This is a genomic window from Halobacteriovorax sp. GFR8 (genome assembly GCF_050955245.1).
Lineage (GTDB): Bacteria > Bdellovibrionota > Bacteriovoracia > Bacteriovoracales > Bacteriovoracaceae > Halobacteriovorax_A.
On sequence record NZ_JBPBLR010000002.1, the window covers coordinates 2,875,681 to 2,889,796 of the forward strand.

Here is a 14,116-nt window from a genome sequence, read left to right on the forward strand (position 1 = left end):
TCATTATTTCATTTTTGGATCAAGTGCATCTCTTACTCCGTCTCCTACGAGTACAAGTAAGAATAAACTTGAGAATAGTGCAGCTGATGGGTAAACAGCTAGCCACCATGCAATTCTAAAGTTCTGGTGAGCTTGATTTAGAAGCTCTCCCCAAGAAGGTGTTGGAACTGCAAGACCAAACCCAAGATAATCTAGAGAAGCAAGACCAGAGATCCCAGCTGCAATAGAGAATGGTGCGAATGTAATAATCGGACCTAGAGAGTTTGGAAGAATATGCTTTATAATGATACGAGATGTTGATGCTCCCATACCACGTGCAGCTTCGACGAATTCTTGTTTTCTATTTTTCAAGAACTCACCACGAGCGTAATAACTAACTCCCATCCAACCAAAGATTGAAGAAATGAAAATTAGAAGTGTTAACGTCGGCTTAAAGATAGAAATCATCGTAAGTAGTAGTAAGAATACTGGAACAGTACTAAAGATTTCAACGACACGCTGACCGAAGAAATCGACTTTCCCACCAAAGTATCCCATGATACCACCAAAGAAAACTCCCATAATCGTCGATAGTAGCCATACTAGAAATGCGTAAGCAATCGAATACTTATATCCATAAAGAAGACGAGTAAATACATCACGCCCTCTATCATCTGTCCCCATGATATTTTCATCACTAGGAGGAGCAGGATACTCATATACGTCTCTATTGGATTCAAATGGATCCCATTGAACTAGAGGCCAAATAACACTATCCATTTCTAGAGTTCGATAATTGGTAACGTAAACGTTAGTGATACCAAACTCTTTAGGGTGGTAGTCTTTAAATACAGGAAAGTAAGACTTTCCTTGGTAAGTCATATAAACCGGCTTGCTATTAGCAATTAATGGTGCCGATAAAGTTAAAAGTACAGAAGCAAAAAGTAGAACTACTGCAACAACAGCAGATTTTCTCTTTTTAAAGCGTCTCCATCTTTTAAGTGTAAGTTCGTTTTCAATAAATCTTTCAATCATGAGAAATCAATCCTTGGATCAACAACAGTGTAAAGAATATCACTGATTAAGTTACCTAAGAACATTAGGACAGTTTGAATAAAGAACAGTCCCATAATTACGTTATAATCTCTTTCTAGTAGTGATTGGTAACCAAGTAAGCCAATCCCATCTAGGTTAAAGATCCTTTCAATAAGAAGAGACCCTGCAAAAAATAGAGATAAGAAATGTCCAAATCCAGTTACAATTGGAATTAAGGCATTTCTAAGAGCGTGCTTATAGTAAACCACCTTATCTGATAAACCTTTTGCTCTAGCTGTACGTACATAATCTTGTGAGATAACGTCTAACATCGAGTTTCTCATAAGAAGAGTTAGTACAGTAAACTGCCCTACCATATACGCAATGAGCGGAAGGACAAAGTGCCAAACTCTATCTGAGATCTTTCCAAAGAACCCTAGCTCATCGTAATAATCTGAAACAAGGTCACCAATCGGAAACCAATCCACAAAAGTCCCACCGGCAAAGTAAACAAGAAGTAAGATACCTAGCATAAACGGTGGAATTGAATAAAGTGCAGATAAAATAAACGATGAAGCTGCATCAAATTTAGTTCCTGCCTTAACGGCCTTTATGACCCCTAGAGGGATACATATTAAATAGGACATTATAAAAGACACTAAACCAAATTGAATTGATACAGGTAGTTTACTCATAACAACATCAATTACTGGCTCTTCATATGTAAATGACTCTCCAAAATCAAGTGTTGCAAGATTCTTTAGCCAAATCACGTAACGCACATGAAGTGGTTTATCAAAACCATATTGTTTCTTAAGTGCCTCGACAACCTCTTGAGATACTGCCCCATTGTTAGAGCTTGTATCAGTTGTTGTTTGACCAACTCCACCAAATCTCATTTGTTGAAGCTTTTGTTCAATTGGAGAACCTGGTGCCAGGTTTACCATAACAAACATAAGGATACTGACCCCGAGCAACGTCGGGACCATAATCATTAATCTTCTTAGGATATAATTAAACAAGTCGTCTCTCCTACTTACTTAGCTGGTTTAATCGACCACTTACTTCCGTACCCAACGCCGTAAGTGTAAGTATCTTTCTCTTTTTGCATACGTTTAGTATGTCCATAGAAAGTATAACGGTCGTTAAATAGAAAGATATATGGGTAATCTTCAGCAATTAGCTTGTATACTTTTTTAAGCATTGTCTTTCTTGCTTCTTTATCAAGAGTAAGTTGTGCTTGATCAATTAGCTTATCAACTTCTTTATTTGAATAAGAAATAAAGTTAGATCCATTATTAGCAGCTGAATCTGAGTGCCAGATTTGCTTTGGATCCCAATCTAGTGATCCACCAGACCATGCAAGAGTAACAGCATCAAAGTTTCTTTCATCAAGTGCCTTAATGAACGAGTTCCACTCGATGTACTTAACTTCAATAGCAACACCAGCTTTCTTTGCATCTTGTTGATACATAGTTAGGTACTTAGAGAAAGTTTTTGAAGGGTTTAAGATTGTGAAAGCAAGCTTTGTCTTCTTTCCATCAATCATTTTATCAAGAACAGCATCACCGTCAGAATCTTTCCAACCATCGTTCTTTAGGATCTTAATTGCTTCTTCAACATTAAAAGGAATCGCTTTAACGTCTTTATTTGCATATTCAGATTGAACGTATAGTGGACCAGTTGCTAGAACAGAGTATCCAAAACGGAACTTCTTATTCATTTCTTCACGGTTCATTAAGTAGTTCATTGCTTTACGAACTTCTTTTGATTTAAAGATTGGGCTCTTAAAGTTCCAACCAACAAATCCATAACCTTTTACTGACTTATTTTCTGTTTTAACTTTTAAAACATCTTTTCCCCATCTAGGGCCATTTGTTTTTTGCTCATACTCTTCAGGTGAAAGAGCGTTAAAATCTAGATCACCTTTTTCAAGTCTTTGAATAGCAACAGAAGACTCATTGATAAATCTCATGAAGATTTCACCGTATGAGTAATCATTCTTATAAAGATCAGTCTTATATCCCCACCAGTCTTTATTTTGAACTAGAGAGATACCTTTACCTCTTCTAAGCTCTTTGAAGATATAAGGACCCGTACCTACTAAAGTCTTGTTAAGTTCTTTTTCTTGCTCTTCAGTTGGGTTTTCATAGATATGCTTTGGAACGATTGCAAGGTATCCACCACTCGCAATTGACATTAGGTTACCAAAGTATTTTTTGCTGGCCTTAAAACGAATTGTTCTTGGGCCTTCAATAATCGCTTCTTTAAAGTTAGCGAAGTAAGACTTCATGTGAGCAGTCTTATACTTATTTTCCGGATGAGTTACCGCATCAAAAGAAAATTTTACATCTTCCACAGTAAGAGGCTTTCCATCATGCCACTTAACACCTTCTCTAATTTTGAAAACAAAATCATAACCATCATTTTCAATTGACCATGATTCAGCAAGAGCTGGTTGCCACTCATTTGTTTCAATGTCTTTAGTTAATAGACCTTCAAGTACATAACCATGAACATTAGATGAGTACGCATCAGTTGATGATAACGGGTTCAGAGTTGTAGGAGTACCACTTAGATTGTAGTAAAAAGTGTTGTTTGATTTTTTAGCTCCACCGCTTTTATTACACCCTACTACTGACAATAGAAGTGTACTTAAAAGAAGTAAAAAGATTCCTTTTTTCATAAACTTATCCTTTTTATATTTAGCGAGTCACAATATAAAATTTTACACCAAATGGCTAGAATGCACATTAGGACGTACGCGTTCGTCTGTCTAGATGCTAAAATTATTTACAAAAGAGTTAATTATTTTGTGATGTAATTCCTTGGATCCAAAGACCAACGGTCTTCTTTAAGATTTTTAGACTCAATGCGATATTGTTGTAATTTATAATCGACCTCATTCAAACGAGTTTGAATACCTTCAGTGTTACGAACAAGCTGCTGATGGTCATCTTCGAGTCGACGCAATTCGTCGCGCCACTCCTTCTCTAATTTCTGCCTCAATAAATCATAACGAGCGTTTATCGTTTCGACTCTTTGCGCATAGGTCGTAATATCTTGTTTATTGCGGCTAATTTTTGACTCAAGGGCCAATTTTTTCTTAGCAAGAATTTCTATTAATTCATTACCCATCGCAACATTATTAACGAGATCTTGTGAATAAAAGTTATAGTACCTTCCCGTTGAAAATGCGGACTTACGATTACAATCATCATACCTTGGAATACGTAGAAGTAAGTAATGACTCGTACGGCCCATAACGATGGCCTTACATTTTGAAGATTCTTGGTGGAGTCCCCATAAATCGACTTCATCTAATTTATTTATGTATTTGATATTATCAAAATCAACCTTGAAGCGAACTAGTCTCGCACTACCTTCAATATGTGAAACCCTGCCAGAAAAATAACCTAGGTCTTTATTGAATTCGAGAATATTTGCATAACAAACTATTCCGCTCAAGAATGTAGCAACTAAAATGAAGTACTTCACTCTTTCCATTGTGCCATATTAAATTATTTTAGATAGTTGCGGGAAAGAGCTGCCTTTTATTCAGGCTTTTGAGCGATGATTGATTGAGTTAGCTCGGCATTGTGACGTGGCTCTTCATATTTAAGAATTTTAAAATCATTGAACATACTTAATAGCTCTGCAGGTTTTAAGAAATATGAATCCACGCTCTGCTCTTTGTATTTCTTCTTATGCTCTGTCGTGTAGCCTTCATAAATAATGACCCCACCAGGTCTAAGCCACTTCTTCAATTTCTCAGAAACTTCTCTATCAACATAGTAGAAGCAAATAATTGCATCCAGAGAGTTATTAGCGATTTTTAAATCATCAACAGATTTGTGAATTGTCTTAATACGAACACCTGCTTGTCTCGCAAGTCTTAATGATTTATCAATAGCAACAGAGCTAATATCAACACCTGTTACCTTATAACCTTTTGAAGCAAGGAAAACAGCATTTCTCCCCTCACCCATTCCGATATCTAAAACAGTCGCACCTCTAGGTATCTGCTGATAATTCTTCGCAAGAAAATTTGCAGGAGACTTTCCATAAATATAGTCATGTTGAGCAAATTTCTTATCCCACATATTTGAGGCTTTCTCTTGCACCCTTTGGCCAGTCAGTAGCTCATAGCGAGAACCAGAAATACTTTGGCGTGCAAAAGCATCCCGAAATAGACAAGATAATATAATGATGAATTTAAGCACTAACGCTTTCTTCATGAGTCTCAAGCTCCGCATTTAGATAAAGATTTAATTGTTCATACTTGTTTTTCACCATTTTTACCATAGCATGGACTTTATCTTCAATAGTTGCGGGCATATCTTCTGTATGCGCAAGGTACCAATGGAGATCATCCACGGTATTATAGAAATCTTCAAGATTAACAATCAACTCTTCAGATAAGAGCATAAGCTGTGCAACTGTTATTGTTTTAAAGTTTGATCTAAAAATCGCATTAAAATGTTCACGAGTACGCTTCATTGACAATATTTGCAAATACTCTTTTTCACGGTGAGTGATCTTATCAGCAAGCCTGGCAGCATCTTGCCTTAGTATAATAAGTAAACGACTTACTTCTTTTGAAATCCTCATTCTCTCTCAATCCCTTTTTAATACTCAGGTAATTTTGCTCTTTTCCCACCTGGCCAGCGAGAAGAATTTGTCACAAGTTTACTGAACATCTCCTGCCCTGCACGATCTGCCATACGAAACATACTGACAGGAAGTCTTTCTTGAAAGACCTTCTTAGTTTTTAGGATGGCATCATCATGAGAAATAGCAAATGAGCTATATTCAAATAAAGTTATACTTCCCTGCCTAAGCATGAAGTTCATATATCTCTTTAATAGTTTTTGATAATTAATGAGTGCTCGAATATCGCGAACGCAACAAATAACAAATTGATGTTCCTTCATTCTTATGGACTTAAAATCATCAAGCTTCATTGGTACAAGCTTCATTCCAAATTCTGAAAAAACGCGAGACATATAGAGAAACTCTTCCCCTAGTGCTCGTTCAAATTGTAAATAGATGACATAGTTTGATTTTCTCACAATGAGCACATCGGTTCATTGCAAGTGTTAGTTAAAGGTGAAAGAGGTTGCGGAAAATAATTCCCTAGAATGTAGAAAGGCCGAGAGTACTCCTTTCTTAAAACCACACACGTTACTCTCGGCCTCTATAAGCTTTGGGTCAAATCATAGGGAGAGAGGGATGTCTCCAAAGCTTATCTATAAACTTCCATGTTTTCTTCGTGTCCTTCCGTGGACACTCTAAATAAACAACAAGTTTTTAAAAGGGGCCTAGAGGTGGTTTTGATTAAGCTTCTTGCTTTTTTACAATTCTGTTGCCCTTTCCTCTAGGCCCATTTTTTCCTGAAAGCGACCTTACATTCATAAGTGTAACTCTCAGTTTCCATAGCAACGTCCTATTGCTAAATCCCAAAATCGTCCTAATCCTGGGGAGGCCCCCTGGCCTCTGGATACTTATATATAAGCAGGTTGCGTGCCAAAACTGACAAATAATAGATTCAACAACTTACAAAAACTTTACAATTGAAGTGTGCAAAATGCCCCACAGGCCGCACTATAGAAAGATTAGTGGTCCTACAAAAACAACCACTTAGCATAGGACCAAAAAGGAACTAGTACCTGAGTACTTTCCTTTGTGGCCCCATAGTGAATTTATTGTCAGGAAAATTTAAAGAGATGTACCGATTCGACTTGGTCTAAAGTGAAATGGTTTATCTGACCAAGGGTACACCATTGACATCCAAACCATGAATGCCTTACCACGAATATTCTTCATTGGGACAAATCCCCAAACGCGAGAATCACTTGAATAGTCTCTGTTATCGCCCATAACGAAAACATGTCCATCAGGAACAGTTACCTTTTCTTGATTTAGATGTCTAAAGAATGTTGGATTCTCACCTACTGTGAACTTCTTCTCACCAATTGTTTGATGATAGAACTTCATATCTTCAGGGTTAAGTGAAGGCTCCTTGTCATATAAGCTTCTTAGTTCTTTATCTTCTTCAGCTTCAACTGCAGTCTTCTCGACCTTCTTACCATTAATGAACAGTTCATTTTCATAAACTTCAATTGTATCCCCAGGTAGGCCAATTGTTCTTTTAACAAAAAGAATCGAAGGGTTTATCGGATATTCGAAAACAACAATATCACCACGCTCAGGAAGAGATTGTCCACCGATATAGATTGGATTAAAGAATTCTGTAAATGGCACCTTAAATCCATAAGACATCTTATTTACAACAATCGAATCACCAATCGCATTTGTTGGAAGTAGTGATCCTGTTGGTATGTGGTAGTGGTCAATAAAAGTCGATCTGAAACCAAAAACGATTAAAATAATTTTAATCCATGATAGTGCTTCGTCTTTAAACCATTTACCTGAAAGAAAAGCAGGTTTCTGCTCCTCAACTTCTTGCGTTTTATTAAACATATTTCCTCACTTTATTAACTTCAAAAATTATAACGAGTTGTCCCTAAAAAGTATAAGGCTAATTGCGTTAGACACTTTGGTTGCACATCCTTCATAAAACTGCATAAAATAATATTATTCATATAACTTTAGGGAGGAATTATGAAATCAGCTTTAGTATCGATTCTATTTTTAGTTTTTACTATTCTCAATGTGAGTGCATCAAGTGAACAGGAAAGATATTTTCCATCACACTGTTCAAACTTCGGTGATAAGGTAAGCTACTCATTCACAAGTTGTATCAACTCAAACTTTAGGCGTGCCGAATTTGAGCTTCCTAATCTATTCCTTCAATACTGCAATAATTTTGGGGATGACCTGAGTTTCTCATTTGAAAGTTGTGTCAATAATAACTTTAGAAGAATTGAGGGTGAATTAGGGATGTTTCTTAGTCACTGTATGAATATTGGAAGAGGTGTAAGCTACTCTTTCGTCAGTTGTGTAAATCGCAATTTTAGTGATATTAGCTACGAATTAAGAAAACAAGAACGGTAGAAATTACTCATATTGTAAGCGGCCTAAAGGGCCGCTTCTTTATTTAGAACCGACTTCATTTTATCTTCTAAGACATTCGCAGAGAAAGGTTTTAATAAATAATTATTCGCACCCAACTCGATTGTCCTTTTAATAATAGAAACAGAGTTTTCTGAGCTAACCATGACTACAGGTAAATAGGCCAGTCTCTCATCCGCTCTTAATTGAAATAAAAAGTCTAGGCCATCTGAATTTGGCATATGAACATCACAAAATACAATTTGATAAGGAGTGCCATTTTCATGTGCCTCAACAACCTTGCTTAAAGCTGAAGAACCATCAACAGCTTCACTAATATTTTCGACACCGATATCATTCAAAATGCTTCTTACCGAGTTTCTAATGTAATCAAGATCATCTACAACAAGTGCTTTTATGCTTGAGTAGTCCATGAAGCTTCCCCCTAAAGTGAACTCTTTCGTAATAAATATTATATCGGTTTTCCACAAAAATACTTTATTTACTTAAGATAAATCACGTAAGCTATTGAAAATTCAGATTTTAAGATGGGATGGTTTTGGAAATTGGCGCCTTGAAGAGTTGGCTTTAAATGTCAGTCGCTCTGTTGCTAACTTTCACTTCGTGAAAGTGTCGCTTCTTCTTTACACTAACTTTCCCATTGGCCCTGAAACAACTAAGCCGGGCCTGAACCCGGCTTGTTGAAATAATTCTTTAGCTAAAGATTGGGGGCCTAGCGCCGCAAACAATAGCCCGCCTTTAGGCGGCCAATTTTGCGGTCGCTTACCTGGCATACTGCCAGGTCTTCTTTCGAAAATTTTAGTGCGCTTGCGCGCTAAAATTTTCTACATCATACCAGGCATTCCACCCATTCCGCCGCCCATTGGAGGCATCGCTGGACCGTCTTCCTTAGGAATATCAGCAATCATTGTTTCAGTTGTAAGCATAAGACCTGCAACTGAAGCCGCGTTTTGAAGAGCTGAACGAGTAACCTTAACTGGATCAATGATACCTGCAGCGATTAGATCTTCATATCTTTCGTCACGAGCGTTAAATCCGTATTTTGCATCTTCGTTCTTCTTAACTTCATTAACAACAACAGAACCTTCAAGTCCTGCATTAGTTGCAATTTGTCTTAGAGGAGCTTCTACTGCTCTTTGAACAATTTTAATTCCATGCATTTCTTCTTCACGATTAGTTTTAAGATCTTTAAGAACGTTAGCTGCTTTTACAAGAGCAGATCCACCACCAACAACAATACCTTCTTCAACTGCAGCTCTTGTTGCGTTTAGTGCATCTTCAACACGGTCTTTCTTTTCTTTCATTTCTGTTTCAGTTGGAGCACCAACATTAACAACAGCTACACCACCAGAAAGCTTAGCAAGTCTTTCTTGTAGTTTTTCTCTATCGTAGTCAGAAGTTGTTTCTGCAATTTGTGCTTTGATTTGAGAAACACGTGCTTCAACAGCAGCTTCATCACCTGCACCATCAACGATCGTTGTATTTTCTTTATCAATTGAAATTTTCTTGGCCGAACCAAGGTGCTCAAGAGAAGCAGTTTCAAGGCTCATTCCAAGCTCTTCAGAGATTACAGTACCACCAGTCAGTGCTGCGATATCTTTAAGCATCTCTTTTCTTCTATCACCAAAACCTGGAGCCTTAACAGCAGCAACGTTTAGTGTCCCTCTTAGCTTGTTAACAACAAGAGTTGTGATTGCTTCACCTTCCACATCTTCAGCGATGATTAGAAGTGGTCTTGAAGTTTGAACAGCTTTTTCAAGGATTGGAAGAAGTTCCTTCATATTAGAAACTTTCTTATCAGTAATTAAGATGTTTGCATTATCAAATGAAACTTCCATTTTTTCTGAATTCGTTACAAAGTATGGAGAAAGGTAACCACGGTCAAATTGCATCCCTTCAACAACATCTAGAGTTGTTTCAGCAGTCTTTGACTCTTCAATAGTGATAACACCATCTTTTCCAACTTTATCCATTGCTTCTGCAAGAAGAGTTCCGATCTCTTTATCATTGTTAGCTGAAATCGTTCCAACTTGCTCGATCTCTTCATTAGTCTTAATTTCTTTAGCTACAGTTCTTAGTTCAGAAACGATTTTTTCTACAGCAGTATCGATTCCTCTTTTAAGATCCATTGGGTTGTGCCCAGCAGTTACAAGCTTTGCACCTTCAGTATAGATTGCTTGAGCTAGAACTGTTGCAGTTGTCGTACCGTCACCTGCATCTTCATTTGTTTTTTGAGCAACTTCTTTAACCATTTGAGCGCCCATATTTTGAAAGTTATTTTCTAGTTCAATTTCTTTTGCAACAGAAACACCATCTTTAGTGATGTGTGGAGCACCAAATGATTTTTGGATAACTACGTTTCTACCTTTAGGCCCTAGAGTAACTCTAACAGCATTAGCTAGTTGATTTACACCTTCTAAGATTAGTCCTCTTGCTTCTTCTGAGTACTTTAATTCTTTTGCCATTTTTATCTCCTATCTATTAATCAATTTGATTAAACTAAAATTCCTAAAATATCTGATTCTTTCATAATAATGTATTCAACACCATCAAGCTTAACTTCGCTTCCAGCGTACTTACCAAAAAGAACCTTATCACCTTCTTTCACTGCTAGTTCAGCAACAGATCCATTATCTAGACGATAACCTGGCCCAACTGCAATAACTTCACCTTCACTTGGCTTTTCTGAGTTGTTATCTGGAATATAAATTCCACCTGCCGTCTTTGTTTCATTTTCAATTCTTTTGATTAAAACTCTATCTTGTAATGGTTTAACTTGCATAAATCCTCCAGTTAAATACATTTTTTATTTAATTTATAAGTAGTTATACATAAATTGGGAGTGAACGGATACATGTCAAGGTCTACCAAAGCGAAAAAATCATATTTTTTCACATTTATATTAGCGCAAAGCAAAATTATCCTTCACGGAAGCTTAAAACTGTGAGATATTCCAAAAAAATTAGCCTGTTAACTTATCTTTATAAGGAGTCGCTCCGATAATTAGCGTATGAAACTAAAGTTTAATGAAAAACTTTTAGGAAAGTTCCTGCAAAATGAAACTGCAGAAGAGAGAACATTTTTTGTCCTTACGCTCATTACAGGTGTTGCATCAGCTCTTATCGCCGTCGGTCTACAAAAAGGTGTTCACTGGATACAACATATCCTCCAAACAGATACAACATTCACATGGCAATCTGTCGTTCTCGGTGGAACGGCCCTCTTTATTTCCGGTTGGCTAACGACTCGTAAATTCCCTTTCTCTGAAGGATCAGGAATCCCAAAGGTTCGCGCGGCCCTTGTTGTTGATCATGGAAGAATTACTTTAAAAGATACTTTTGCTAAAGCAGTGACAACTCTACTTGCACTTGGCTCAGGAGTCTCTCTTGGAAGAGAAGGACCGACTGTTACCATTGCCTCAGGTGTTGCCTCTTGGCTTGGTTATTCATTTCATATTTCAAAAAAGAGAGTTAAGGCCCTTGTTGCAGTTGGTGCAGCAGGTGGTATTGCTGCCGCATTTGCAACTCCTATTTCTGCTGTTGTTTTTACACTAGAAGAAGTTGTTGGTGACCTCAATGCAAAAGTACTTGGTTCAATCGTTATCTCATCTGTTGTTGCATCCATTACGGGACAAATGCTTACAGGACAGCATCACATGTTTGAGCAGCTTTATTATAAGATGCACGATCATCGTGAACTACTCTTCTATTTATTAATTGGAATTAGTTGTGCTTTCATTGGGCCACTTTGGATGAAATCGGTTTTGGCCTTTAGAGAATTCAATCGAAAACATATGAAGAGTCATAAGCTAACTTACATGATGATTGTTTTTCTAATTATTGCATTAATGACACAAGTTCACTCTAGTGTTATTGGAAGTGGACACGGAACTTTAGAAGACACATTACTTTCACTTATTCTCGACCCAAAAGTTTTATTCCTGATGTTTTGTTTAAAATTCCTAGCAACATCTCTTTGTTACTCTGCCGGAATCTCCGGTGGTCTTTTCATGCCAACACTTTTAATGGGTGCTACACTAGGAAGTTTAATTGGTTCCCTTGCAAGTGTTTTCTTTCCAGAGATTACGACGAATACAGGTGCTTATGCACTCGTTGGAATGGGAGCATTCTTTGTTACAGTTATTCGAGCTCCATTTACCTCTATCCTTATCGTGTTTGAGTTAACAAGAGACTACAATATTATTCTGCCACTAATGATTGCAAATATTATTGCCTATATGCTCTCTTCTAAACCAACAGAAAATGAATCGATCTACGAACAAATTTCTGCACAAGATGGAATACACTTACCAACAAGAGATGATCTCGAAGTGCTTGATCAGCTACATGTTGAAGATGCAATGATAAAAGACATCGTTACATATGGTGCTACTTTAACAGTTAATGAAACACTAAAAGACATTCAAAAATACAACCCAGAACTTCAAGGATTTCCTGTTTTAAAAAATGGAAGGTTACTTGGAATGATGTCAACATCAGAACTTAAAGTACAACTTGCAAAAGGAAATGGTGACATAAAAATTGAACATTTCTGCGAGAAAAAAATTATAAAAATCTATCCAGATCAAAGTTTATACATAGCTCTTCACAGATTAAAAAGATTCCAAATCTCCCGTCTACCGGTCGTTTCGAGACTTGATGAAAAAAGGATTATAGGTATTCTCACTCCAAAAGATATCGTTAAACAATTCGGTTATCAAATAACAGAATCAAAAGAAAACGAAGCAATCAGTTAACCTTTTCTTAAAAGCCGGTTAATAAAGTACAAATTCAGGCCTTCCACCCTTGACCCTCTCGACTTTCAAAAATTCGGTTGCTACAAATTTATTCATCAATATTTTTTGTCTAACAACCTAACTAAAAAGGAGAGGGTAATGAAACAATTACTACTAGCTTCGGCTCTTTTTATGGGAGCCTTCTCGACGCAAGCGGCGAGAGTTCAATTCGACTTTGATGTCTATTCTTCGGGAGCATCAATCTATCCATGTAACGCTGGTTTAAAGCACAAGAAACACAGAGGTGTTTTCTGTTACAATCCGAAAACATTAAGATCATGTGATCCAGGATCAAGAGGTGGCCATGGTGGTGGTTATCCATTCCTAGAAGGTCTAATCGCTGAAGGCGGTAACGGTGGTTACGGTGGAGGCGGAGGCCAAGACTGTGGTCCAGATGGAACAAATTGTGATTGCGTTTGTGCTGGTGATCTAGATGGAAGAAATGAAAACACTCTAGATACTGTACGTGGTAAAATTACGAAGTGGAAAGATCATGGTGATCGTTCTAACTTTAGATACTCAGTTGAGAAAACAGCTGGTGAGTACAACTACCACACTCTTATCAATCAAAATGACCAGTTCAGCAAAAGACTTAAAGAACTATCTTTCAACCTTGGTTCAGAAATGTATGGTGCGAAGTACTTTGTTGACATCTGTTTCCGCGCGACACAAATCGACTACGGACAAAGACCAGATTACCTAACGGAATCAACAGAAGACAGATTTGACTTTATCGTTCCAGAAGAAATCAGAGATGACTACGTAGTAGGAATGCCTGAATTTGGAAGCATCGACAACCCACTTTACAAATTCGAAAGAAAGGTAACAGTAACAGACATCGCTGGTTCTAACACAAGCGATCACTGGGATCTAGGTGAAGATGACACTATTTGGTCAGAAGAAAGTTACCAATCAGCAGCAAGACTTGCTGTTAAGTCTGGAATTTTCTGTAAAGACAAAGATGGAGACTTCGTTCAAGTTTACGGTGGATCAGGAAACCCTTCTGCTCAAATTGACCTATCTTCAAACTCTGTTGTTGAATTCTTCAAGCGTTATGCAGCAGCTGACCTAAAAGGTTGTGTTGTACGTTACGAATTCGAAGAGAATGCAAGATATGCTCACAAAACTGTTGATAAGTTCAGAAGATGGAAAATGCAAGCTGCAAACATCTGTACTGATACAGCTATCACTAATATTCAAGGTCACGATCACGACTACGACTATTAATCAAAGTCTTTAAATACTGCAGGGTGGTTCTCCACCCTGCCTTTA

General features: G+C 37.3%; 14 protein-coding genes. 3 read left to right on the forward strand and 11 right to left on the reverse strand.

Translation table 11 applies throughout. The features are described from left to right. Nucleotides 1–3: 3 nt before the first annotated feature. From ACRXC1_RS14370 to lepB, 8 genes are all read right to left on the reverse strand, one after another. On the reverse strand, nt 4–1,014 hold the full coding sequence (locus tag ACRXC1_RS14370) for an ABC transporter permease subunit (RefSeq protein ID WP_392910628.1): 1,011 nt from the start codon (nt 1,012–1,014) through the stop codon (nt 4–6). Continuing rightward, nucleotides 1,011–2,036, reverse strand: coding sequence for an ABC transporter permease subunit (locus tag ACRXC1_RS14375; RefSeq protein ID WP_433659804.1), 1,026 nt, complete (start codon nt 2,034–2,036; stop codon nt 1,011–1,013). The genes ACRXC1_RS14370 and ACRXC1_RS14375 overlap by 4 nt, the downstream gene beginning before the upstream one ends. A 14-nt stretch (nt 2,037–2,050) precedes the next feature. Beyond that, nucleotides 2,051–3,700, reverse strand: a complete 1,650-nt coding sequence (locus tag ACRXC1_RS14380) for an ABC transporter substrate-binding protein (protein ID WP_392910632.1) — start codon at nt 3,698–3,700, stop codon at nt 2,051–2,053. Between the two features lie 122 nt (nt 3,701–3,822). Further along, nucleotides 3,823–4,521: a hypothetical protein gene (locus tag ACRXC1_RS14385; protein WP_433659806.1), complete on the reverse strand. Its 699-nt coding sequence runs from the start codon at nt 4,519–4,521 to the stop codon at nt 3,823–3,825. Nucleotides 4,522–4,568: 47 nt separating this feature from the next. After that, entirely contained in the window at nt 4,569–5,252 is a 684-nt protein-coding gene (locus ACRXC1_RS14390; protein ID WP_433659808.1) for a class I SAM-dependent methyltransferase, read from the reverse strand. Next, nucleotides 5,230–5,625: a hypothetical protein gene (locus ACRXC1_RS14395; RefSeq protein WP_433659810.1), complete on the reverse strand. Its 396-nt coding sequence runs from the start codon at nt 5,623–5,625 to the stop codon at nt 5,230–5,232. Before ACRXC1_RS14395 ends, ACRXC1_RS14390 begins: the two co-directional genes overlap by 23 nt. Nucleotides 5,626–5,642: 17 nt before the next feature. Next, a complete protein-coding gene (locus ACRXC1_RS14400; protein ID WP_392910641.1) occupies nt 5,643–6,086 on the reverse strand; it encodes a hypothetical protein in 444 nt (147 codons plus the stop codon). Nucleotides 6,087–6,732: 646 nt separating this feature from the next. Beyond that, on the reverse strand, nt 6,733–7,497 hold the full coding sequence (lepB, locus tag ACRXC1_RS14405; RefSeq protein ID WP_392910643.1) for a signal peptidase I: 765 nt from the start codon (nt 7,495–7,497) through the stop codon (nt 6,733–6,735). 141 nt (nt 7,498–7,638) lie between these two features. On the opposite strand from lepB, the gene ACRXC1_RS14410 reads away from it, so the two are divergent. Beyond that, a complete protein-coding gene (locus tag ACRXC1_RS14410; protein WP_433659813.1) occupies nt 7,639–8,031 on the forward strand; it encodes a hypothetical protein in 393 nt (130 codons plus the stop codon). A gap of 23 nt (nt 8,032–8,054) precedes the next feature. Here the strand turns inward: ACRXC1_RS14410 and ACRXC1_RS14415 are convergent, their stop codons facing one another. The 3 genes from ACRXC1_RS14415 to groES form a co-directional block, all read right to left on the reverse strand. After that, nucleotides 8,055–8,462: a response regulator gene (locus ACRXC1_RS14415; protein WP_433659815.1), complete on the reverse strand. Its 408-nt coding sequence runs from the start codon at nt 8,460–8,462 to the stop codon at nt 8,055–8,057. 411 nt (nt 8,463–8,873) lie between these two features. Beyond that, nucleotides 8,874–10,514 carry a chaperonin GroEL gene (groL, locus tag ACRXC1_RS14420; RefSeq protein WP_393060564.1) on the reverse strand — a complete coding sequence of 547 codons (1,641 nt, stop codon included), beginning with the start codon at nt 10,512–10,514 and terminating at the stop codon, nt 8,874–8,876. Nucleotides 10,515–10,543: 29 nt separating this feature from the next. Further along, nucleotides 10,544–10,831 carry a co-chaperone GroES gene (gene groES, locus ACRXC1_RS14425; protein ID WP_392858125.1) on the reverse strand — a complete coding sequence of 96 codons (288 nt, stop codon included), beginning with the start codon at nt 10,829–10,831 and terminating at the stop codon, nt 10,544–10,546. 228 nt (nt 10,832–11,059) lie between these two features. Between groES and ACRXC1_RS14430 the strand changes: the two genes are divergently transcribed. Both ACRXC1_RS14430 and ACRXC1_RS14435 read left to right on the forward strand, forming a co-directional pair. Continuing rightward, nucleotides 11,060–12,805, forward strand: coding sequence for a chloride channel protein (locus ACRXC1_RS14430; protein WP_433659818.1), 1,746 nt, complete (start codon nt 11,060–11,062; stop codon nt 12,803–12,805). Between the two features lie 138 nt (nt 12,806–12,943). Then, nucleotides 12,944–14,071 carry a hypothetical protein gene (locus ACRXC1_RS14435; RefSeq protein WP_433659820.1) on the forward strand — a complete coding sequence of 376 codons (1,128 nt, stop codon included), beginning with the start codon at nt 12,944–12,946 and terminating at the stop codon, nt 14,069–14,071. Nucleotides 14,072–14,116: the final 45 nt, after the last annotated feature.